Here is a 20,198-nt window from a genome sequence, read left to right on the forward strand (position 1 = left end):
CAATCAATAGAAGCGCCAGAACAGAACCAGACTATGAAAAGCACCGTGATGAAAAGGCAGCGTGATGAACACAAGCGCCAAGGCTAAAGGCGGGATCAGTTGGGCCTGGTTCCATAAACTGGGCTCGCCGAAATGGTTCTATGGCATCAGCGGTCGTTTGCTGCCATGGCTGAGCGTCGCCGCCGTCTTGCTGATCGGCATCGGCGTGGTCTGGGGCCTGGCGTTTGCACCGCCGGATTACCAGCAAGGCAACAGCTTTCGCATCATCTATATCCACGTCCCGTCCGCGATGCTTGCGCAATCCTGCTACGTGATGCTGGCCGTGTGCGGCGTGGTCGGTCTGGTCTGGAAGATGAAAATGGCCGATGTCGCGCTGCAATGCGCTGCGCCCATCGGTGCCTGGATGACGGCCGTGGCACTGGTCACCGGCGCCATCTGGGGCAAACCGACCTGGGGGTCGTGGTGGGTCTGGGATGCGCGACTGACGTCCATGCTGATTCTGCTGTTCCTGTACTTCGGTCTGATTGCGCTGGGCAACGCCATCAGTAATCGTGACAGCGCCGCCAAGGCGTGCGCGGTGCTGGCGATTGTGGGCGTGATCAACATTCCGATCATCAAGTACTCGGTAGAGTGGTGGAACACGCTGCATCAGGGCGCGACCTTCAGCCTCACCGAAAAACCGGCGATGCCGGCTGAAATGTGGCTGCCGCTGCTGTTCACCGCGCTGGGGTTTTATTGCTTCTTTGGCGCAGTGCTGCTGGCGCGGATGCGTCTGGAAGTGCTCAAGCGTGAGTCCCGCGCCACTTGGGTCAAGGAAGAAGTCTTGAAGAACCTCGGGCAGTCCCCTCGACAAGGAGCCGGGCAGTGAGTTTTGAATCGTTCGGCGATTTTCTCGCCATGGGCAAGCACGGGCTGTTCGTCTGGACCGCCTATGGCATCTGCTTCACCGTACTGGCGATCAACGTCGCGTCACCGCTGTTGGCGCGTCGGCGTTACCTGCAACAAGAGGCGCGCCGTTTGCGCCGGGAGAGCAACACGTGAATCCGCTGCGAAAGAAGCGACTGTTGACCATCGTGGCGATTCTCGCCGGGGTCGGCATCGCCGTGACGCTGGCGCTCAGCGCCCTGCAAGAGAACATCAACCTGTTCTATACCCCGACCCAGATTGCCAGCGGCGAAGCGCCCCACGACACTCGCATTCGCGCCGGTGGCATGGTCGAAAAGGGCTCGCTGCAACGCTCTGCCGATTCGCTGGACGTGACCTTCGTCGTGACCGATTTCAACAAGTCGGTGACCATTACTTACCGTGGCATCCTCCCGGACCTGTTCCGCGAAGGGCAGGGCATCGTTGCCTTGGGCAAGCTCAATGCCGACGGCGTGGTCGTGGCCGATGAGGTGCTGGCCAAGCACGATGAGAAATACATGCCGCCTGAGGTCACCAAAGCCTTGAAGGACAGCGGCCAGTCAGCACCCGGCGCGTCGGCGCAGCCAGGCGCTCTCCCGGAAAAACAGGGGTAAACCATGATTCCCGAACTCGGCCATCTGGCCATGATCCTGGCGCTGTGCTTTGCCGTCGTGCAGGCCGTTGTCCCGCTGTTCGGCGCCTGGCGCGGTGATCGTCTGTGGATGGGCCTCGCCCAGCCGGCGGCATGGGGCCAGTTTGCTTTTCTGCTGTTCTCGTTCGGCTGCCTGACGTACTCGTTCATGGTCGATGACTTTTCGGTGACCTACATCGCTGAGAACTCCAACAGCGCCTTGCCGTGGTACTACAAGTTCAGCGCCGTATGGGGGGCGCACGAAGGCTCGTTGTTGCTCTGGGCCCTGATCCTCGGCGGCTGGACCTTCGCGGTGTCGGTGTTCTCACGGCAATTGCCGCAAGTCATGCTGGCGCGGGTGCTGGCGGTCATGGGCATGATCAGCGTCGGCTTCCTGCTGTTCCTGATCCTCACCTCCAACCCGTTTAGCCGCCTTCTGCCGCAGATCCCGCAGGACGGTCGCGACCTCAACCCGTTGCTGCAGGACATCGGCCTGATCGTTCACCCGCCGATGCTCTACATGGGGTATGTGGGTTTCTCGGTGGCTTTCGCTTTCGCCATCGCGGCCTTGCTCGGCGGACGTCTCGATGCGGCGTGGGCGCGCTGGTCGCGTCCTTGGACCATCGTTGCCTGGGCGTTCCTTGGCGTTGGCATCACGCTGGGCTCGTGGTGGGCGTATTACGAACTGGGCTGGGGCGGCTGGTGGTTCTGGGACCCGGTGGAAAACGCCTCGTTCATGCCGTGGCTGGTCGGCACGGCGCTCATTCACTCGCTGGCCGTGACTGAAAAACGCGGCGTGTTCAAAAGCTGGACGGTGCTGTTGGCCATCGCTGCCTTTTCGTTGAGCCTGCTGGGAACGTTCCTGGTGCGTTCCGGCGTGCTGACCTCGGTTCACGCCTTTGCTTCGGATCCTGCGCGCGGCGTGTTCATCCTTATCTTCCTGTTGATGGTCGTCGGCGGCTCGCTGACGCTGTTCGCCATCCGTGCGCCGGTGGTGAAAAGCCACGTCGGTTTCGGCCTTTGGTCACGGGAAACCTTGCTGCTGGGTAACAACCTGGTGCTGGTGGTGGCGGCGTCGATGATCCTGCTTGGCACGCTCTATCCGCTGGTACTGGACGCGTTGAGCGGGGCGAAGATGTCCGTCGGCCCGCCGTACTTTAATGCGTTGTTCGTCCCGCTGATGGGGCTGCTCATGGCGGTGATGGCCGTGGGCGTGCTGGTGCGCTGGAAAGACACGCCGATCAAGTGGCTGCTGAGCATGCTCGCGCCGGTGTTGATTGGCAGTGCGGTATTGGCGGTGATCGCCGGTTTCGCGATGGCCGATTTCCACTGGGCGGTGCTCGCCACCTGCCTGCTGGCCGCTTGGGTGCTGCTGGCCGGGGTGCGTGATCTGCTGGACAAAACCCGGCACAAAGGTCTGCTCAAGGGCATGCGCTCCTTGACCCGCAGTTATTGGGGCATGCAAATCGCGCACATCGGCATCGCGATAGTTGCGCTGGGCGTGGTGTTGTCGAGCCAGAACAGCGCCGAACGCGACCTGCGTCTGGCCCCCGGCGAGTCGGTCGAACTGGGTGGCTATATGTTCGTCTTCGACGGCGCCAAGCACGTTCAAGGCCCCAACTTCACCTCTGACAAAGGCACCCTTCGTGTGCTGGAAAACGGCAAGGAAGTCACGGTGCTTCACCCGGAAAAACGCCTGTACACCGTTCAGCGTTCGATGATGACCGAGGCCGGTATTGACGCTGGTTTCACTCGCGATCTGTACGTCGCGCTGGGTGAGCCGCTGGACAACGGCGCCTGGGCCGTGCGTGTACACGTCAAACCCTTCGTGCGCTGGATCTGGTTCGGCGGTTTGATCACCGCACTGGGCGGGTTGCTGGCGGCGCTGGACAAGCGGTATCGGGTCAAGGTCAGAGCGAAAGTGCGTGATGCACTCGGGTTGTCGGGAGCGGCGGTATGAAGCGTTGGGTGTTAGTGATTCCGCTGGTGCTGTTTCTGGGCATGGCGGTGTTTCTCTACAAAGGCCTTTATCTGGACCCGTCGGAGCTGCCTTCGGCGCTGATCGACAAACCCTTCCCGGCGTTTTCTTTGCCGTCCGTGCAGGACGGCAAGCCGCTGACCCGGGAGAACCTGCTGGGTAAACCGGCGCTGGTCAACGTCTGGGGCACGTGGTGCATTGCGTGCCGGGTCGAGCACCCAGTGCTGACCAAGCTGGCCCAGCAAGGCGTGGTGATCTACGGCGTCAACTACAAGGACGTCAACGCCGACGCCTTGAAGTGGCTCAAGGAGTTTCACGACCCGTACCAACTGAACATCAACGATGAAGCCGGCAGCCTGGGGCTTAATCTGGGCGTGTACGGCGCACCGGAAACCTTCCTGATCGACCGTAAAGGCATCATTCGTTACAAACATGTCGGCGTGATCGATGAGACGGTCTGGCGCGAAAAACTCGCCGGTCTGTACCAAGGGCTGGTCGACGAGGACAAACAATGAGGCCTCTGGAAGATGCAGTGACAGGACGGGCCTCTTCGCGAGCAAGCTCGCTCCCACAGGTTGCGCGGTGGGCGCAGGGTTGGGCGGCACGGGTGGGGCGGCGCGTTTTTGCGGCGTTTTTACTGGTGCTGGCGAGTGCGAGCATCGCCCATGCCGCCATCGACGCCTACACCTTCAAAGACGAAGCCGAACGCGCTCGGTACACCGAGTTGACACGTGAACTGCGTTGCCCGAAATGCCAGAACCAGGACATCGCCGATTCCAACGCGCCGATTGCCGCCGACCTGCGTAAAGAGATCTATCGCATGCTCGGCGAAGGCCAGAGCAACCAGCAGATCATCGACTTCATGGTCGACCGCTACGGTGAGTTCGTTCGCTACAAACCTGAGCTGAACGCGCACACCTGGCTGCTGTGGTTCGGTCCTGCCGGGCTGTTGCTGGGCGGTGTGCTGCTGATTGGCCTGATCGTTATGCGTCGTCGCGGCCAGCGCAGTGCAGACGCCGATGTGCTTTCCGACGAGGAGCGTCAGCGCCTCGCCCACCTGTTGGATAAAAACCACGAATGATCGATTTCTGGCTAGCGGCCGGCCTGCTGTTGCTGGTGGCCCTGAGTTTTCTGCTGATTCCTCTGGTGCGTGGTCGTCGCGCTCAAAGCGAAGAAGATCGCACAGCCCTTAACGTCGCCTTGTATCAGGAACGTCTGGCCGAACTGCAAGCGCAGCAGGCTGAAGGTGTTTTGTCGTCATCGCAACTGGACAGTGGTCGCGCCGAAGCTGCCCGTGAGTTGCTGGCTGACACCGAAGGCGCCGCGCCCGAGCAGGTCTCGCGCCTGGGCAAACCGCTGCCGTTGCTGATCGCGGTGCTGGTGCCCGTGCTGGGGCTGGGGCTGTACCTGCATTTTGGTGCGAGCGACAAGGTCGAGTTGTCACGTGAATTCGCGCAGCCTCCGGGCTCCCTGGCGCAGATGACTGATCGTCTGGAGCGTGCGGTCAAGGCCCAGCCGGATTCGGCCGAGAGCATTTACTTCCTTGCCCGCACGTACATGGCGCAAGATCGCCCGGCCGACGCGGCGAGCATGTTCGAGCGCGCGGTAGGGCTGGCTGGGCGTCAGCCAGAGTTGCTTGGGCAGTGGGCACAGTCCCTGTACTTCGCCAGCAACAAAACCTGGACTCCGCAGATCCAGGCGTTGTCCGACGAGGCGTTGAAACTTGATCCCAAGGAGGTCACCAGTCTGGGCCTGAAGGGCATCAATGCCTTCGAAGGCCAGCGGTATCAGGAGGCAGTGGATTACTGGAAGCGGCTACTGGCGGTGCTGCCGCCCAACGATCCGTCGCGTTCGGCGCTGGAAGGTGGCATTGCGCGCGCCAGTGACAAGCTGGTGCAGAACGGCGGCACCGTACAGGACACGCAACCGGTCGCCGCTCAAGGTGCGCGCCTCAAGGTTCACGTTACGTTATCCGATGCGCTCAGATCCAAGGTGCAGTCGGGCGACACGGTCTTCATCTTCGCCCGCGCCGTGTCGGGTCCGCCCGCGCCGTTGGCGGTCAAGCGCGTGACCATCGCCGACCTGCCGGTGGACGTTGAACTGACGGACGCCGACGCGATGATGCCGCAGCTGAAACTGTCGAACTTTCCGGAAGTCCAACTGGTTGCCCGGGTATCCCGAGCGGGCCAGCCCACCGCCGGTGAGTGGATCGGTCGCAGCCAACCGTTGCCCAGCAACGTGACTGCCCGGCAGGCCTTGACCATCGACAGCCCCGATCAGTAACCCTGATCCGTAGAGAGTCTCCGCTTATGTATCGCGTCGCACGATTTGCCTTGTTGAGTGTGGTGGTGGCGCTGAGCGCCGCGTGTGCGGTCCAGCGCCCTGGCCCACAGAGTTCAGAGCCTATTCCGACCATTCCGGGGCCGTCACCGACGCCTCAGCCGGGAACGCCGCGCACGACGCCACAGACGCCACCGTCAAAGCCAATTCCTTCGGGCCCGAAAACCTCCGCCCACTTCGCGCCACCCCCAGGCGGGAACAGCCACTGGGATGCCCGACTGGGCGTGCATGTGCTGGATAACGTGCCCAACACCTTCTACCGTCAGCGGACGTATTACCGCTGGAACAACGGCTGGACGTGGTCCACCTCGCCGAGCGGCCCATGGCAGGAAACCGATGCCAGCGGTGTGCCGCCGGGGTTGAGCAAGCAGTTCGGGAATTAAAAAAACGTCTGGCTCATGGCAGATGTGTCTTGATGGTTTATCAGTGGGAGACGTCGGAGGTTACGACGGCAGCGAACGCGGTGGGTCAGTGAAATAGATGGGGCTGACACACCGCATTCGCGGCCGTCGTAACCTCCGACTGCTCCTACAGGTTAATTTGTCGTTTCTGGTTTCCGTGCAATTTGATCGTTCCCACGCTCCGCGTGGTAACGCATTGATCGACGCTCTGCGTCAAACAAAGCCGGACGCGGAGCGTGGAGACAATCAATCTCCATGCGGTACAAGGCCTGGCGCGATGTGTGGACAGATGAGATTCCCAGTGGGAGACGTCGGAGGTTACGACGGCAGCGAACGCGGTGGGTCAGTGAAATAGATGGCGGCTGACCCACCGCATTCGCGGCCGTCGTAACCTCCGACTGCTCCCACAGGTTAATTTGTCGTTTCTGGTTTCCGTGCAATTTGATCGTTCCCACGCTCCGCGTGGTAACGCATTGATTGACGCTCTGCGTCAAAGAAAGACGGACGCAGAGCGCGGGAACAATTATCTCCATGCGGTACAAGGCCTGGCGCGATGTGTGGACGGATGAGATTCCCAGTGGGAGACGTCGGAGGTTACGACGGCAGCGAACGCGTTGAATCAGTTAGATAGATGGGGCTGACCTACCGCATTCGCGGCCGTCGTAACCTCCGACTGCTCCTACAGGTTAATTTGTCGTTTCTGGTTTCCGTGCAATTTGATCGTTCCCACGCTCCGCGTGGTAACGCATTGATTGACGCTCTGCGTCAAACAAAGACGGACGCAGAGCGTCCAGATCGGTGTTACCACGCTGAGCGTGGGAACAATCAAGGCCCCTGATACCAAACAAAAACGGCGACCTCTTCAGGTCGCCGTTTTTGTGTTCAAGCCAGGCTTACTTGGCCGGGTAGATCTCGTCGAAGACGCCACCGTCATTGAAGTGGGTCTTCTGAACGGTGCGCCAGTCACCGAAGGTTTTCTCGACGTTGAGGAAGTCGACTTTCGGGAAACGGTCGGTGTACTTCGCCAAGATGGCCGAGTCGCGCGGGCGCAGGTAGTTATTGGCGGCGATTTCCTGGCCTTCCGGCGACCACAGGTATTTCAGGTAGTCCTCGGCCAGTGCGCGTGTGCCTTTCTTGTCGACGACCTTGTCGACCACGCTCACCGGTGGCTCGGCCTCGGCGGAAACGCTCGGGTACACCACCTCAAACTGATCGCGGCCGAACTCGCGGGCGATCATTTCTGCTTCGTTCTCGAAGGTCACCAGCACATCGCCGATGTGGTTGGTCATGAAGGTAGTGGTGGCGCCACGGCCGCCGGTGTCCAGTACGGGCACGTGGCTGAACAGCTGGCCGACGAACTTCTTCGCGGCGGCTTCATCACCGCCGTTTTTCAGGGTGTAACCCCAGGCCGAGAGGTAGGTGTAGCGGCCGTTGCCCGAAGTCTTCGGGTTCGGTACGACCACTTCAACGCCATCCTTGATCAGGTCCGGCCAGTCTTTCAGGGCTTTCGGGTTGCCTTTACGGACGATGAACACGGTGGCCGAGGTGAACGGCGCGCTGTTGTTCGGCAGGCGAGTGACCCAGTTGTCCGGCACCAGTTTGCCGTTATCTGCCAGGGCGTTGATGTCGGTGGCCATGTTCATGGTGATCACGTCAGCAGGCAGCCCGTCGATGACCGAACGCGCCTGCTTACTCGAACCGCCGAAGGACATTTTCAGTGTCACGTCTTCCTTGTGCTCGGCTTGCCAGTGCTTCTGGAAGGCGGCGTTGTAGTCCTTGTAGAAGTCGCGCATCACGTCATAAGAGACGTTGAGCAATTCGGGCGCGGCGTGGGCGGCACTGCCAAATGCCAGTCCGGCGGCCAGCAGGGAAGCGGAGAAGAGTTTGTTCACTGCGAATTCCTTTGTCGTGTCAGAAAGTTATTCTTATATAAAAAGCGATGGCTAATGGCCGCGACTATAACGAAAACCATCAGTCGAACCTAGATTAAAAACGTCTGTGCTTATGCCTTGTTCACAGGCTCGCTGGCTGAGATCGAATCCACTTTCGGGAACAGCGCGTTTCCGCAACGTGAGCAAAAAGCAGCAGCAGGTTCATGGCTGTGTTTGGCGCACACCGGGCAGTCGTGCTCGATTTGATCGCCGCGCATGGCATTGGCCAATTCAGCGGTGAAAATGCCGGTGGGCACAGCGATGATCGAGTAACCGGTGATCATCACCAGTGACGACAGGATCTGCCCGACCGGCGTTTTGGGCACGATGTCGCCAAAGCCCACCGTGGTGAGCGTGACGATCGCCCAATAAATGCCTTTGGGAATGCTGGTGAAGCCATGCTCCGGGCCTTCGACGACGTACATCAAGGTGCCGAAGACGGTGACCAGCGTCGACACCGTGACCAGAAACACGATGATCTTCTGTTTGCTGCCGCGCAGCGCCGCCAGCAGGTAGTTGGCCTGCTTCAGATAGGGGCTGAGTTTGAGCACGCGGAAGATTCGCAGCATCCGCACGATACGCACGATCAGCAGGTACTGCGCGTCGCTGTAATAGATCGCGAGGATGCCAGGCACGATGGCCAGCAGGTCGATCAGGCCGTAGAAGCTGAAGGCGTACTTGAGTGGCTTGGGTGAGCAATACAGTCGCAGCATGTATTCCACCAGAAACACGAAGGTGAAACCCCATTCGATGTACGCCAGCAGGTCGGCGTAATTGCGGTGCACGGCTTCGATGCTGTCGAGCACGACGATCAGCAGACTGCTGAGGATGATCAGCAGCAGGAGTTTGTCGAAGCGTCGACCCGCCTTGGTGTCCGTTTGAAAAACGATGATGCGTAGCTGTTCGCGCCAGCCGGTGTTGCTGTCCATGGGGCATTTCCGAGTGCAAGGTCGCAAGAGCCTGTGACAAACCGCTCAGGAGCGCAACCGCAGATCGTTGGCCGATTGCTTCAACAGCCTGCTTGCGGCCTGAACCAGCCAGCACGCCAGAATGAACGGCGCGGTCAGCGTCGCAAGACCTAGGCCCGAGAAACCCGGTTGCAGCACAATCGCCAGAAGAATCGCAATGCCGGGCAGCCAGGGTTTATAGCGAACATGGCTGAACGCCAGCGCAGCCAACGCCGGGTTGTAACCGGACAGTCCCAGCAGCGCGAGGTTGCTTTCCTGTTGCCACACCGCGAAGGCGACCCCACTGATGCAGCCCACCGCCGCCCACAACGCAGCGGTGCGGTTGGCGATGAGCAAACCGATCCCGATCAGTACGCCAGCGAGTGGTTGATCCAGCAGAAACACTTGGCCCAGACCTGCGGGCAATGCCTGAATCAGCGGGGCGTCGGCGGACGGCGGGGTCGGCAGCGGCGCGGCGAACACCAACAGTAACCAACTGAACAGCACAAAGGGTGCGGTGTACGCCTTGAGGCACGAGGCACGAGGCGTACGCCGCAGCCAGGCGTGCATGAGCATCGCGCTCAGCCCGCCACAGGCGATGATCAGCAAGGGCAACAGCGGAGACCATTCGAATCGGTAGCCGATCAGCAACCCCAGCAGTACGCCGTTGTAGCTGTAGATGCCGGACTGGCGTTCGGATTTGGCGTAGCCGCGACGTTGTGCCGTCAGCAGACCGGCCACCGCGCCGAGCAATGCGCCGCCGAGGGAGGAGGGCGCGCTGATCAGGATCGCGAGCAGGCAAAACAGACCGCACACGGGATTGCGTTGCAGCAACACCTGACTGAAGCCGTTTAGTAGGGCTTCGGCCCAGTCGGGGCAATGGGAGGAGGGGGCAGCGTTCAGGGTTTCCATATATGTATTCAATATTTGTTTTTATTGTATACATAGTGGCTGAGCGCGTTGCCTTGAGCAAGTCCTTGCGCGGATGACAGTTTGCTCGCGATGGGAGTGAGCCAGTTTCATCACGGGTGAATGACACACCGTATTCGTCAGCAAGCTAACTCCCACAGATTTTGTGTTCAGCCGGCCATCAGCGTCACCCCAAATAGTGGAAATGCACACCCTACAAGCTTCCTTACTGGCTAACGGGGTGTGCCAGTCGAATCATTCATGACTGACACCCCACGTTCGCCAGCAGGCCCGCTCCCACGGTTGATACGGTGTTTCCAGTGATGCCCCTGTCGCATTCACCTGTTAAACCCTGAACTGCCTCAACAACCCGTTCAACTGTTCACTCAAGCCTTTGAGTTGCGCACTGGCCGCGCTCGATTGCTCGGCCGCGACCGCCGTGCTTTGCGACAGCTGTGCCGCTTGCGTGACGTTCTGATTGATGTCCTCCACGACGTGGGATTGCTGCAAGGTCGCGCTGGCGATCGAGGCATTCAGGCCGTTGAGATTGCGCAATGCCTGGCTGATCGACGTCAGGCTCTGGCCGGCCAGATTGGCCTGTTCGATAGTCAACTGCGACGCACGGCTGCTGTCGCCAATCACCTTCACGGCAGCGTCGGAGTGGCTTTGCAGGCGTTCGATCATTGCCTGGATCTCGGCGGTGGACTTCTGCGTGCGTTGCGCCAGCAAGCGGACTTCGTCGGCCACCACCGCAAATCCTCGGCCCTGATCACCCGCCCGCGCCGCTTCGATTGCAGCGTTCAAGGCCAGCAAGTTGGTCTGCTCGGCGATGGAGCTGATGACCTCCAGTACGCCGCCGATCTGCGTGCTTTCGCTGGACAGCGTACGGATCACTTCCACGGCCTTGTCGATGGTGCCGGACAGGTGATCGATCTGCTTCAGGCTGCTGTCGATATTGGCCTGACCCTGCTGCGCCTGGGACTCGGCATTGCGCATCTCGCTGGCGGCGTGCTCGGCATTTTTCGCCACGTCCTGAACGCCATAGGTGACTTCGTTGACCGCCGTGGCGACCTGTTCCATCTGCAGCGACTGCTGCTGGCTTCTTTCCTGCGCCTGCACGGCGTTGTTACCCAGTTCGCTGGATGCCTGACCCAGCCCGACGGCCGACAGTTGCAGCTCGCCGACGACACGGCGCAGTTTTGCGGTGAAGGCGTTGAAGTGGGTGGCCAGTTGCGTGATCTCGTCGTTGCCCTGGGTTTCCAGGCTACGGGTCAGGTCACTTTCGCCGCTGGCAATATTGGCCATCGCGTCGACGGTGGTTTTGAGCGGGCCCGCAATGCTACGGCCAATGAGCGTCAGCAGCACGGCCATGACCAGAATGATGCCGATACTGATCGACAGCGCCTTGATCACCTGTTGCTGGAACTCGGCCTGCACGTCATCCACATACACGCCGGAGCCGATGATCCAGCCCCAGGGTGTGAACAACGAGATGTAGGAGGTTTTTTGAACGGCATCACTGGCACCCGGTTTTGGCCAGCGGTAATTGACCATGCCGGCACCCTTGGTCTTGGCCAGCGTGACCATCTCGTTGAAGACTTGAAAACCATCGGGGTCTTTGACGCCCGACAGATCCTGGCCTACCAGCTTGGGATTGGCCGGGTGCATGATCATCACCGGGCGCAGATCGTTGATCCAGAAATAGTCGGTCTGGTTGTAGCGCAAACCGCGAATGGCATCCATCGCCTGCTGCTGGGCCTGTTCTCGGGTCAGCGTGCCAGCGGTTTCCAGGCCGTGGTAATAGTCGAGCAGGCCACTGGCGGTCTGCACCACGTGCATGGTTTTCTGTGTCTTGGCGTCATAGAGGTCGTCGTGGATTTGTTTGAGCATGGCCACGGCCAGCGTGAACAACATCAGCACAGCGACGATAAGGATCAGCCACAGACGCCGGCTGATCGAGAGATTGCGCATATTCATAACCGTCACTCCGTTCATTGTTCTTGTTATTGCGCGAAGCCGTTTCTAAGCCCGGCTTGCGTGACGGCGAATCTTCCACGCTCGCGGCTGGCAAAAGCGTGCCCGTCATAAGCGTCTCGGCTCCGATGAGACAAACCTGAGAGCGTTGTAGGGCATTTCTCAACTAGTCGTCGAATAAGTCTGAATCGTCGCGAGGGATGACCAAAAAGTGACGTCAGAATTTTTACAGGTATGGCGAAAGGCTTACACGAAGTGGAGATTTTCGCTCTAGGTTGGATCCCATTTCAGCAGTACATTGGATCCATCAACTGCAGCAACGGACCGCTGCAGGATCAAGGACGATCGACCGTTGCCAGGCATTGGCGGCCGACAGGAGGTTGGACGGTCTTGCACAAACCCGCTTCGGCGGGTTTTTTTATGGCCGCGAAAAGGCCGGTTCCCTCTCTGCGCGTGCCCTCTGTTACAACCGTTTCGACCAAATGTCATCACTTAATGGAATTTCCAGCGCTTGCGCCGTTCACAGTACGGACAACAACCCGAGTCCAGGACAGGGCCGGCCGGGCAGGCAATGGGAAGAATTATGGTGGACGCAGCGCAAATGGCAGCAGACGGGCAGCAAAAAGGACTCATTCTGGTGGTGGAGGATGAGTCGATCATTCGCGATTTTGTGTGTGAGATTCTGGGGGACGAGGGCTTTTCGACCCATGCCCTGGAGAGCGCAGACGAGGCCGCGAAATTTCTCGACGATCACGCCGACCGCGTGTCGCTGTTGTTGACCGACATACTGATGCCGGGCACGTTGAACGGTGCCGACCTGGCAAACCTGTCGGGCAACAAATGGCCGCAGATCCCGATTCTCATCATGTCGGGTCACGAGACGCCGGAAAGCTCCGGCGTCCAGCACCCGGTCACCTTTATCCGCAAGCCCTGGAGCTTTGGCCAGCTGCTCGACGGTGTCGACAAGGCGCTGCAGGGCGGCAAGACGGTCTAGGATCAGCGGTCGGGCTCACATCCTTTCAGCACAAGACGAATGATGGTCTGGGCGGCGGCTTCATAGTCGGCGTCGTCCAGCTTCGGCTTGCCGGTGACCGTGGAAATCTGCCAGTCGAAATCCGCATATGTCTGGGTCGCGGCCCAGATGCTGAACATGAGATGGTTGGGGTCGATCGGCGCGATCAAGCCGTCGTCGATCCAGCCCTGGATACAATCGATGTTGTGCCTCGCCTGGCCGTTGAGCTGCTCTACCTGCTCGGGCGTCAGGTGCGGCGCGCCGTGCATGATCTCGCTTGCAAACACCTTCGAGGCGAACGGCAACTCCTGTGAAATCCTGACCTTGGAACGAATGTAGCCGCTCAACACATCAGCGGGCACGCCCTCGCGATTGAAGGGGGTCGACGCCTGCATGATGGGCTCGATGATACTTTCGAGCACCTCGCGGTAGAGGTTTTCCTTCGATTTGAAGTAGTAGTAAACGTTGGGTTTGGGCACACCGGCCTTGGCGGCGATGTCGCTGGTTTTGCTGGCGGCGAAACCCTTGTCGGCGAATTCTTCACTGGCTGCGCGCAGGATCAGTTCTTTGTTGCGCTCGCGGATGCTGCTCATAAAGCTGAATGTCCTTGCCTGCTCGGCGGTGGCGAATGGTAGCACCGGCTTCGCGGCAGGCTCAAGATTGGTGCAGGGACGGGCCAGCGCCGGTCCGACAGGTTATGCTCCGCAGTCAAAACGCACTCCATCGAAACACCTCGGGAACAGGACAACGCACATGGCAGGAAGCAGTTTGCTGGTATTGATCGACGACATCGCGACCGTCCTCGACGACGTTGCGCTGATGACCAAGATGGCGGCCAAGAAAACCGCCGGCGTGCTGGGTGACGATCTCGCCCTTAATGCGCAGCAAGTGTCGGGCGTGCGTGCCGAGCGCGAGTTGCCGGTGGTCTGGGCCGTCGCCAAGGGCTCGTTCGTCAACAAGCTCATTCTGGTGCCCGCGGCGTTGGCCATCAGCGCATTCATTCCCTGGGCGGTCACGCCCCTGTTGATGCTCGGCGGCGCGTACCTGTGTTTCGAAGGTTTCGAAAAGCTGGCGCACAAATTCCTGCACAGCCCGCAAGACGATCAGGCGCAACATGCGAAATTGACCGAGGCGGTGGCGAACCCAGAGACCGATCTGGTGGCGTTCGAGAAAGACAAGATCAAGGGCGCGGTGCGCACCGATTTCATTCTCTCGGCGGAGATCATCGCGATCACGCTGGGCACGGTGGCCGAGGCTTCGCTGACGCAGCAGGTCATCGTGCTGTCCGGTATCGCGATCATCATGACCATCGGTGTTTACGGTCTGGTGGGCGCCATCGTCAAACTGGATGACGGCGGCCTGTACCTCAGCGAACTGAAAGGCGAGGGCGGCCTGCGACGCATGCAGCGGGCATTGGGTCGCGGCGTGCTGAGCGCGGCGCCTTACATGATGAAAAGCCTGTCGGTCATTGGTACGGCGGCGATGTTTCTGGTGGGTGGCGGCATCCTGACTCATGGCCTGCCTGTGCTGCACCATGGCATTGAAACCCTGGCGTCTGCCGCCGGTGGTCTGTCGTTCGTCGTGCCGACGCTGCTCAACGCTGTGGCGGGAATAATTGCCGGTGGTATGGTGTTGGCGGTGGTCATGGGAGCGGGAAAAATCTGGCGCCTTTTCAAGGCTTGAACGGGTACGCGGTGGCGAGGTGTCGGCAGAATGAACAGCCCTTTGTTTTCCAGTGTGGTCGCTTACGCCCAGCACTGTGAGCGGCAGTTGGTGGAGATCCTTTATCGTCGACCGTCGCTCGATCGGCAACAGGTCATGACGTGGGTGGATGAGCAAAGTCATGCGATGAAGGACCGTGATCCTCTGGATCTGTTGCGCTCGCTCAACGCCAAGGTGCGCGCTGGCAAACCGTTGCCGTGGGAGAGCTATCCGTGAGGCTCTTTGCAGGCGTAAGCGCACTTACACCTGCAACGCCGGGCTGACTCAGTTATCAGTGATCTGCCCGTAGGCCTTGGCCGGCTGACGGTTGTAAATCATTGCAGCGCCCACCAGCAGCACCAGAATGCTCAGCAGCACCAGTGACGAGCCTACGGTGCCGAAGTCCAGCCCCCCTTTTTCGTGGGGCTTGGTCAGTACGTCGCCCAAGGTCGCCCCGAACGGCCGAGTCAGCACGAAGGCGATCCAGAACAGCGCGACCGACGATATTCGGGTGGTGTAGTGCAGCACCACGACCACCGCAATCGCCGAGCCGATCAGCAGTGCGCCGCCCATGAATCCGAGGCCCGAATCATCGGCCAGGAAATCACCCAGCGCGGTGCCCAAGGTGTTGGAAAACAGAATCGCGAACCAATAGAACAGCTCGGCCTTGAGCGTGGTCACGCGCGTCACGGACAGCGATTTTTCACTCAGGTACCAGACCGAGAAAATCGCCAGCAGAATGGCCACCAGAATTGCCGAGCCTGCTGCGTAGCCAAGCCCGAGGGTGCGGTCCATGAAGTCGGACATCGTCGTACCCGCAGTGCTGGTCGAGAGGATCACGATCCAGTACAGCGCCGGGTTATATTTTTTGGACGCGAGCTGGGTCAGCAACGTGACCACGAACACACTGATCAGAATCAGCGAACTTATCAGGTAGCCCACGTCCAGGGTCATCGACAGTAGGTCGCCGGCGGTTTCGCCCAATGTCGTGGCACAGATTTTCATGACCCAGAATGCAAGGGTGATCTGTGGAAGTTTATTCATCGTTAATACCCGGGGAAGTTCGACAGGATTATTCAAATAGCCGCCTGCAGGAAGCCGACGATGGCGGGCATGATCCGGGTACAGGTGTTAAAAATAGGTCGTCTGAACATGAAAACGCTATGAAAGAACCTGTTACCGGTTCATTAGCAAACAGTACGCGACCCATCGCGCAGCTAGCGGTTTCAGAGCGGCGTAGAATGCCGGTCGGCGTGTCGATAAGCGAAGCCGCTAATTGATTGTGCAGGATTGAATTAAGGAGAGATCCCATGCACGGAAATGGAATGGCCGGAGACCTGTTGCACCTGTGTGTTTATCTGTTGACCATCGTTGCCTGGCTGTACTTGTGGCTGACCTGTGTGTTTAGTGCAAAGGTGCCCTTCAAGCGAAGACTGGGGACGCATGCCTTGCTCATCTTCGCGCTGGGCGTGCCCAGCCTGGCGACCGTCATGGTGGGCGGTGCTTTTCTGTTGTTTGGACTGGAATACATCCTCTGGAGCCTGATGGTGGTCGGGGTCGGTTTCCCCATCGCCAGCGCCCAGGTGGTACGCGCTCACCAGGTCTGACGACCACGCGTCGCCCTATAGCGCTCAATACGGCGTTCGTGTCTAGCCTTACTCAATAGAAGGCACAGACACGGATGTCGGCATCATGAACCTACACTCCAATACCCCTACGCTGCTGGTCGCAGACGCCCGAGGCCGGGCAATACTCCAGGTCCGTTTCTGTCGCACCGTTGATCAGTCGAATGCCGAACCTCGGCTTGTCAGGCAGGTTTTCGATCTTGCCGGCCGGCTGGTGTCCAGTTTTGATCCCCGACTTGATCGTCCTCATACCTCCACGATTCATGCCCTTTCCGACGCAGGTTTGCTCACTGACAGCGTTGATGCCGGCTGGCGATTGAGCCTGTGGGGCGAATCGGGACAGGTGCTGGAGACATGGGACAGCCGTGGCAGCCGATCCTCCATCAGCCACGACTCGCTGTTAAGGCCTTTAGCGGTCGTTGAGCAAATGGAAGGGCAGGCTGCCAAAACGGTTGAGCGCTTCACGTATGGTGATGCTTCGAACGAATCCGCCGCGCATAACCAATGCGGGCAACTGCTGCGAAGGGATGATCCTGCGGGAAGTACCGCTTTTCTGGCGTTCGGTCTGACGCGTGCGTGTTTACTACAACAGCGCCGTTTTTTGTTGGAACTCGATCCGCCCGACTGGCCTGATGCGCTGTCGGAGCGTGATGCATGGCTTGAGGTTGACGGTCATGTCTCGTCGAGTGTTGTCGGCCCATTGGGCGAAGTGATTGAAAGCAGCGACGCTAAAGGGCATCGGCAACTGAGGGGCTACGGATGCGACGGGCAGCTCAAACACGTCAGTGTGAAACGGGCCAATGCTGAATCGACGCAGACGCTGGTCAGTGATATTCACTACAACGCATTGGGGGCTGTGGAGCAGGAAACCGCGGGCAACGGCGTCACCAGCACTGCACTCTACGACGAGGGAAACGGGCGTTTGCTCAGGCTTCTGGCGCAGTCTGCAGGGCGAACATTCCAGGACTTGAATTACACCTACGACCCGGTGGGCAACGTGGTGAGCATCGAGGACGCCGCGCAGTCGACCGAGCATTTCAGTCAACAGCGCACCGACCCGGTCAATCGCTATCGCTACGACAGCCTGTATCAACTGATCGAAGCCACGGGGCGAGAGGTGGCTGCGTTCAGTCACGGACCACACCTTCCTTCGTTTCAGACGCTGCCCCTGGATTCCGGTTGTCTGGTCAATTACACCCAGCGCTTTGACTACGACCCGGGCGGCAACCTGATCGCCCGTCATCATAGCGGGACCGACACCTGGCGCATGGCGACGTCGACGACCAGCAATCGCAGCGTGCCTCAGCGTGCCGACGGTTCGCTTCCCGGTGATGAGCAGATCGCAGCCGGATTTGATGGCAACGGCAATCTCATTGAGCTGCAACCGGGTCAAATCATGCGCTGGGACGCGCGGAACCAGCTCAGCGATATCACCTCGGTCGCTCGCGACGACGGCCCTGACGATGGTGAGCTTTATCGTTACGACGGTGACGGCCAGCGTGTGCGCAAGGTGCGTTATACACAGACTCGCAGTCGGACCCTGACAGGCGACGTTCGTTATTTGCCAGGCCTGGAAATCCATCGCAACGACGCCACCGCAGAAGTTAGGCACGTGCTGACGATCGAGGCAGGACGTTGCACCGTGCGCGTGTTGCATTGGGACTCGGGCAAGCCGAATGACGTAACGAACGACCCATTGCGCTACAGCCTCAGCGATCATCTTGGTTCGAGCACGCTGGAGCTCGATGAAGCCGCGAACGTCATCAGCCATGAAGGCTATTACCCGTACGGCGGCACCGCATGGTGGGTGGGGCGCAGTGCCGTAGAGGCCAAGTACAAGGTCGTGCGGTATTCAGGGAAAGAGCGGGATGCAACCGGACTTTATTATTACGGGCTGCGGTATTACGCACCGTGGTTGCAGCGATGGATCAATCCGGATCCGGCGGGGAATGTGGATGGTCTGAATGCATTCTGCTTTGTCAAAAACAACGCTGTTTCACTGAAAGATGCGGAAGGATTGGTGGCGGTGAACCCCGTTGAAGAAAAAAAAGGGAAGGGGCGGTGGCGGCTTCGTGATCTCACTTTGGAGACGACGGAGCGAAGAGAGACTGACGCACGTGAGCCCAGCATCGGGCACAACGTTAAGGTCAGCATTTCACTTTCTTATAAGCCGAAGGTCTACGACAGGCTATTAAACAAGTTTGAAGAAGCGCCCGCGTTACAGTGGTACGAAAAGATCGGCATGAATGATTATGCGTCAGGGGAAAGGTGGAAGTTCGAGGCCGATATGTATCAACACAACCCCACGAGCAGAACCTTGGAGGTATGGCCACGAAAATATATTGATGCCTATGATTCAGCGTTTTCTCAGTCGAGTTTATTGCGGGGGGGCGTGTTGTTGAACGATAAGCATGGAAAGCGTGTCGGGGAGAAGCAATTGAAACCCAATCTGCAAGATAATCGAGAGAAAGCAGAGGCGGTTCGGTCGTTCCTGCAGCGAAACGGGGGAACGCTCGTTATCACTGTCCACGACGTGCCTGCGCTCCATTTGCGAGATGACCTCAGGCGGGAGCGAAGTCTGGACATTAGCGTAGGTATAAAGGGATTCACGCAGCGGGTAGGGATGAGTCAATACCTACAGGTGGACACGACAAGCAAACCTTGGGAAATGCTTGCTGTTCACAACGGGCCACGGATGAAGCCTGCAGAAACCCTGGCGCTTGTCGATCCTCCCATATTAGTGAGCAGGCCCAGAGAACGGATATTCGCTGCTGGAGAATACCCGTAGCGGAACGCCTGCAATGTCTTGTTTGCAGGCGATGTGGCGAATCGCTTAGAAAAACACTTTCACCAGCAAACTCGCGGTGTTCTGGTCGGTATCGAAGTAACGGGTGTCGTTGATGCCGTACTTGTTGGTCCAGTAGTCATACTCGATACCCACGTACAACTGTTTCTCCGGCAGGTTCATCGCCTTGCCCAGGTCGTATTTGATCTGCGGGTTGAAGTGCAGGTTGGAGTGGTAATCGCCTTTGGTGTTGGACTGTTTGTTGTCCACGACCCAGTCCATGAAACCGTCGATCAGGATGTCGGATTTGCCCACCGGAATGGTGTACGACCAGACCGGGGTGATCTGCCAGGCGCCATAGCCGGCACGATGTCCGTCGTTGTAGCGCTTGTAGAAGTTCAGCTGGAAATAGTCGAAGCCGGGGATGTTCAGGTCAAAGCCCGGGCCGATCAGGTAGGACTCGACATCACCTTCACCGAACTCATACGTGCCGGCCAGCAGCACGTCCTTGATCGGACCCAGTTCGAATTTCTGATCGAAGATTTTGCCCATCGACAGGCGAGGGGAGAATTCGCCGTACAGGGTGTTATTGCCCACGCCCGCGTCTTTTTTGCCGTTGTAAAAGATGTTGTCGACGAACAGGAAGTTATCGCCGTATTTCCAGCCATCAGCATGTTCAAAGGTAAAGGTTTGCTGAATTTCCGGGTTCACGGCGAAGTCTTTGCCGTAAAGGTACGTCAGGCTGTTGCTCTGCCACTGCAACAGATCGCCGGACATGGCCGGAGTGGCGGCAAGCAGGCTACCTGCGGCCATCAGGCTGGAAAGCGTACGGTTCATGCGGTTACTCCCTAAGGTTGAAAGTCGTTGTTGCCCATGGTTGACGCTCTGTTTCGGCGCCTTGTTTTTTGCTGATTAAGTTGTCTAGTTGGTCAGCTTTGTGTTGATAGCAAGAGCTGAGCCAACACCTTGAAAAAAGGCAAAAAAGTCTCGTCGGCTGTTTTAAAAACAGTCGATTCGTGGGTTTCTTCGTGCCTTTTCGAGTGTGCTTAGACTGATCGGTA

At 59.1% G+C, this 20,198-nt stretch carries 20 protein-coding genes and 1 pseudogene; 13 read left to right on the forward strand and 8 right to left on the reverse strand.

Annotation, left to right across the window (positions count from 1 at the left end):
- Positions 1–64: 64 nt before the first annotated feature.
- From ABDX87_RS22795 to ABDX87_RS22830, 8 genes are read left to right on the forward strand one after another with little or no spacing between them, the layout of a single operon-like run.
- Positions 65–868 (forward strand): heme ABC transporter permease, encoded by an 804-nt coding sequence (locus ABDX87_RS22795; protein WP_346829896.1) that lies wholly within the window; start codon positions 65–67, stop codon positions 866–868.
- The gene (ccmD, locus tag ABDX87_RS22800; protein ID WP_074759326.1) at positions 865–1,041 is read left to right on the forward strand and encodes a heme exporter protein CcmD; all 177 of its coding nucleotides are present in this window, start codon (positions 865–867) and stop codon (positions 1,039–1,041) included. Before ABDX87_RS22795 ends, ccmD begins: the two co-directional genes overlap by 4 nt.
- Positions 1,038–1,517, forward strand: coding sequence for a cytochrome c maturation protein CcmE (ccmE, locus tag ABDX87_RS22805; protein WP_346829897.1), 480 nt, complete (start codon positions 1,038–1,040; stop codon positions 1,515–1,517). The genes ccmD and ccmE overlap by 4 nt, the downstream gene beginning before the upstream one ends.
- A gap of 3 nt (positions 1,518–1,520) precedes the next feature.
- Positions 1,521–3,494, forward strand: coding sequence for a heme lyase CcmF/NrfE family subunit (locus ABDX87_RS22810; protein WP_346829898.1), 1,974 nt, complete (start codon positions 1,521–1,523; stop codon positions 3,492–3,494).
- A complete protein-coding gene (locus tag ABDX87_RS22815; RefSeq protein WP_346829899.1) occupies positions 3,491–4,027 on the forward strand; it encodes a DsbE family thiol:disulfide interchange protein in 537 nt (178 codons plus the stop codon). Before ABDX87_RS22810 ends, ABDX87_RS22815 begins: the two co-directional genes overlap by 4 nt.
- The gene (locus ABDX87_RS22820) at positions 4,024–4,593 is read left to right on the forward strand and encodes a cytochrome c-type biogenesis protein (protein WP_346829900.1); all 570 of its coding nucleotides are present in this window, start codon (positions 4,024–4,026) and stop codon (positions 4,591–4,593) included. The genes ABDX87_RS22815 and ABDX87_RS22820 overlap by 4 nt, the downstream gene beginning before the upstream one ends.
- Positions 4,590–5,795, forward strand: a complete 1,206-nt coding sequence (gene ccmI / locus ABDX87_RS22825; RefSeq protein ID WP_346829901.1) for a c-type cytochrome biogenesis protein CcmI — start codon at positions 4,590–4,592, stop codon at positions 5,793–5,795. The genes ABDX87_RS22820 and ccmI overlap by 4 nt, the downstream gene beginning before the upstream one ends.
- Before the next feature lie 26 nt (positions 5,796–5,821).
- Complete coding sequence (locus ABDX87_RS22830) at positions 5,822–6,235, forward strand: hypothetical protein (protein ID WP_346829902.1); 414 nt, start codon at positions 5,822–5,824, stop codon at positions 6,233–6,235.
- A 911-nt stretch (positions 6,236–7,146) separates the two neighbouring features.
- Here ABDX87_RS22830 and ABDX87_RS22835 read toward each other — a convergent pair.
- From ABDX87_RS22835 to ABDX87_RS29320, 5 genes and pseudogenes are all read right to left on the reverse strand, one after another.
- Positions 7,147–8,145 carry a sulfate ABC transporter substrate-binding protein gene (locus tag ABDX87_RS22835; RefSeq protein ID WP_346829903.1) on the reverse strand — a complete coding sequence of 333 codons (999 nt, stop codon included), beginning with the start codon at positions 8,143–8,145 and terminating at the stop codon, positions 7,147–7,149.
- A 110-nt stretch (positions 8,146–8,255) separates the two neighbouring features.
- Positions 8,256–9,113: an ion transporter gene (locus ABDX87_RS22840; RefSeq protein ID WP_346829904.1), complete on the reverse strand. Its 858-nt coding sequence runs from the start codon at positions 9,111–9,113 to the stop codon at positions 8,256–8,258.
- Between the two features lie 45 nt (positions 9,114–9,158).
- Positions 9,159–10,043, reverse strand: a complete 885-nt coding sequence (locus tag ABDX87_RS22845) for an urea transporter (protein ID WP_346829905.1) — start codon at positions 10,041–10,043, stop codon at positions 9,159–9,161.
- A 342-nt stretch (positions 10,044–10,385) separates the two neighbouring features.
- A complete protein-coding gene (locus tag ABDX87_RS29315) occupies positions 10,386–11,120 on the reverse strand; it encodes a methyl-accepting chemotaxis protein (RefSeq protein WP_431061269.1) in 735 nt (244 codons plus the stop codon).
- Between the two features lie 171 nt (positions 11,121–11,291).
- Positions 11,292–12,035 (reverse strand): annotated as a pseudogene (locus ABDX87_RS29320) (cache domain-containing protein); the annotation flags it as partial.
- Positions 12,036–12,597: 562 nt separating this feature from the next.
- On the opposite strand from ABDX87_RS29320, the gene ABDX87_RS22855 reads away from it, so the two are divergent.
- Positions 12,598–13,008, forward strand: coding sequence for a response regulator (locus ABDX87_RS22855; protein ID WP_431061270.1), 411 nt, complete (start codon positions 12,598–12,600; stop codon positions 13,006–13,008).
- A 2-nt stretch (positions 13,009–13,010) separates the two neighbouring features.
- Here ABDX87_RS22855 and ABDX87_RS22860 read toward each other — a convergent pair whose 3' ends face one another.
- Positions 13,011–13,619, reverse strand: coding sequence for a TetR/AcrR family transcriptional regulator (locus tag ABDX87_RS22860; protein ID WP_346829907.1), 609 nt, complete (start codon positions 13,617–13,619; stop codon positions 13,011–13,013).
- 160 nt (positions 13,620–13,779) lie between these two features.
- On the opposite strand from ABDX87_RS22860, the gene ABDX87_RS22865 reads away from it, so the two are divergent.
- Complete coding sequence (locus ABDX87_RS22865) at positions 13,780–14,709, forward strand: DUF808 domain-containing protein (RefSeq protein WP_346829908.1); 930 nt, start codon at positions 13,780–13,782, stop codon at positions 14,707–14,709.
- Between the two features lie 30 nt (positions 14,710–14,739).
- Positions 14,740–14,964: a hypothetical protein gene (locus ABDX87_RS22870; RefSeq protein ID WP_346829909.1), complete on the forward strand. Its 225-nt coding sequence runs from the start codon at positions 14,740–14,742 to the stop codon at positions 14,962–14,964.
- Between the two features lie 48 nt (positions 14,965–15,012).
- Here the strand turns inward: ABDX87_RS22870 and ABDX87_RS22875 are convergent, their stop codons facing one another.
- Positions 15,013–15,771: a COG4705 family protein gene (locus ABDX87_RS22875; protein WP_346829910.1), complete on the reverse strand. Its 759-nt coding sequence runs from the start codon at positions 15,769–15,771 to the stop codon at positions 15,013–15,015.
- Between the two features lie 266 nt (positions 15,772–16,037).
- On the opposite strand from ABDX87_RS22875, the gene ABDX87_RS22880 reads away from it, so the two are divergent.
- Positions 16,038–16,334 (forward strand): hypothetical protein, encoded by a 297-nt coding sequence (locus ABDX87_RS22880; protein ID WP_346829911.1) that lies wholly within the window; start codon positions 16,038–16,040, stop codon positions 16,332–16,334.
- An 85-nt stretch (positions 16,335–16,419) separates the two neighbouring features.
- Positions 16,420–19,140: an RHS repeat-associated core domain-containing protein gene (locus ABDX87_RS22885; RefSeq protein WP_346829912.1), complete on the forward strand. Its 2,721-nt coding sequence runs from the start codon at positions 16,420–16,422 to the stop codon at positions 19,138–19,140.
- A 45-nt stretch (positions 19,141–19,185) separates the two neighbouring features.
- Here the strand turns inward: ABDX87_RS22885 and ABDX87_RS22890 are convergent, their stop codons facing one another.
- Positions 19,186–19,974, reverse strand: a complete 789-nt coding sequence (locus ABDX87_RS22890; RefSeq protein ID WP_346829913.1) for an outer membrane protein OmpK — start codon at positions 19,972–19,974, stop codon at positions 19,186–19,188.
- Between the last annotated feature and the right edge of the window lie 224 nt (positions 19,975–20,198).

The sequence above is a fragment of the Pseudomonas abietaniphila genome (genome assembly GCF_039697315.1).
GTDB lineage: Bacteria > Pseudomonadota > Gammaproteobacteria > Pseudomonadales > Pseudomonadaceae > Aquipseudomonas > Aquipseudomonas abietaniphila_B.

Bases quoted from the DNA above. Each gene is read 5' to 3' on its own strand.
- ABDX87_RS22875 (WP_346829910.1), bottom strand. From the start codon at position 15,771: ATGAATAAACTTCCACAGATCACCCTTGCATTCTGGGTCATGAAAATC.
- ABDX87_RS22890 (WP_346829913.1), bottom strand. From the start codon at position 19,974: ATGAACCGTACGCTTTCCAGCCTGATGGCCGCAGGTAGCCTGCTTGCC.
- ABDX87_RS22810 (WP_346829898.1), top strand. From the start codon at position 1,521: ATGATTCCCGAACTCGGCCATCTGGCCATGATCCTGGCGCTGTGCTTT.
- ABDX87_RS22820 (WP_346829900.1), top strand. From the start codon at position 4,024: ATGAGGCCTCTGGAAGATGCAGTGACAGGACGGGCCTCTTCGCGAGCA.
- ABDX87_RS22855 (WP_431061270.1), top strand. From the start codon at position 12,598: ATGGTGGACGCAGCGCAAATGGCAGCAGACGGGCAGCAAAAAGGACTC.
- ABDX87_RS22865 (WP_346829908.1), top strand. From the start codon at position 13,780: ATGGCAGGAAGCAGTTTGCTGGTATTGATCGACGACATCGCGACCGTC.
- ABDX87_RS22840 (WP_346829904.1), bottom strand. From the start codon at position 9,113: ATGGACAGCAACACCGGCTGGCGCGAACAGCTACGCATCATCGTTTTT.
- ABDX87_RS22860 (WP_346829907.1), bottom strand. From the start codon at position 13,619: ATGAGCAGCATCCGCGAGCGCAACAAAGAACTGATCCTGCGCGCAGCC.
- ABDX87_RS22870 (WP_346829909.1), top strand. From the start codon at position 14,740: ATGAACAGCCCTTTGTTTTCCAGTGTGGTCGCTTACGCCCAGCACTGT.
- ABDX87_RS29315 (WP_431061269.1), bottom strand. From the start codon at position 11,120: ATGGAACAGGTCGCCACGGCGGTCAACGAAGTCACCTATGGCGTTCAG.
- ABDX87_RS22885 (WP_346829912.1), top strand. From the start codon at position 16,420: ATGAACCTACACTCCAATACCCCTACGCTGCTGGTCGCAGACGCCCGA.
- ABDX87_RS22815 (WP_346829899.1), top strand. From the start codon at position 3,491: ATGAAGCGTTGGGTGTTAGTGATTCCGCTGGTGCTGTTTCTGGGCATG.
- ABDX87_RS22795 (WP_346829896.1), top strand. From the start codon at position 65: ATGAACACAAGCGCCAAGGCTAAAGGCGGGATCAGTTGGGCCTGGTTC.
- ABDX87_RS22880 (WP_346829911.1), top strand. From the start codon at position 16,038: ATGCACGGAAATGGAATGGCCGGAGACCTGTTGCACCTGTGTGTTTAT.
- ccmI (WP_346829901.1), top strand. From the start codon at position 4,590: ATGATCGATTTCTGGCTAGCGGCCGGCCTGCTGTTGCTGGTGGCCCTG.
- ABDX87_RS22845 (WP_346829905.1), bottom strand. From the start codon at position 10,043: ATGGAAACCCTGAACGCTGCCCCCTCCTCCCATTGCCCCGACTGGGCC.
- ABDX87_RS22830 (WP_346829902.1), top strand. From the start codon at position 5,822: ATGTATCGCGTCGCACGATTTGCCTTGTTGAGTGTGGTGGTGGCGCTG.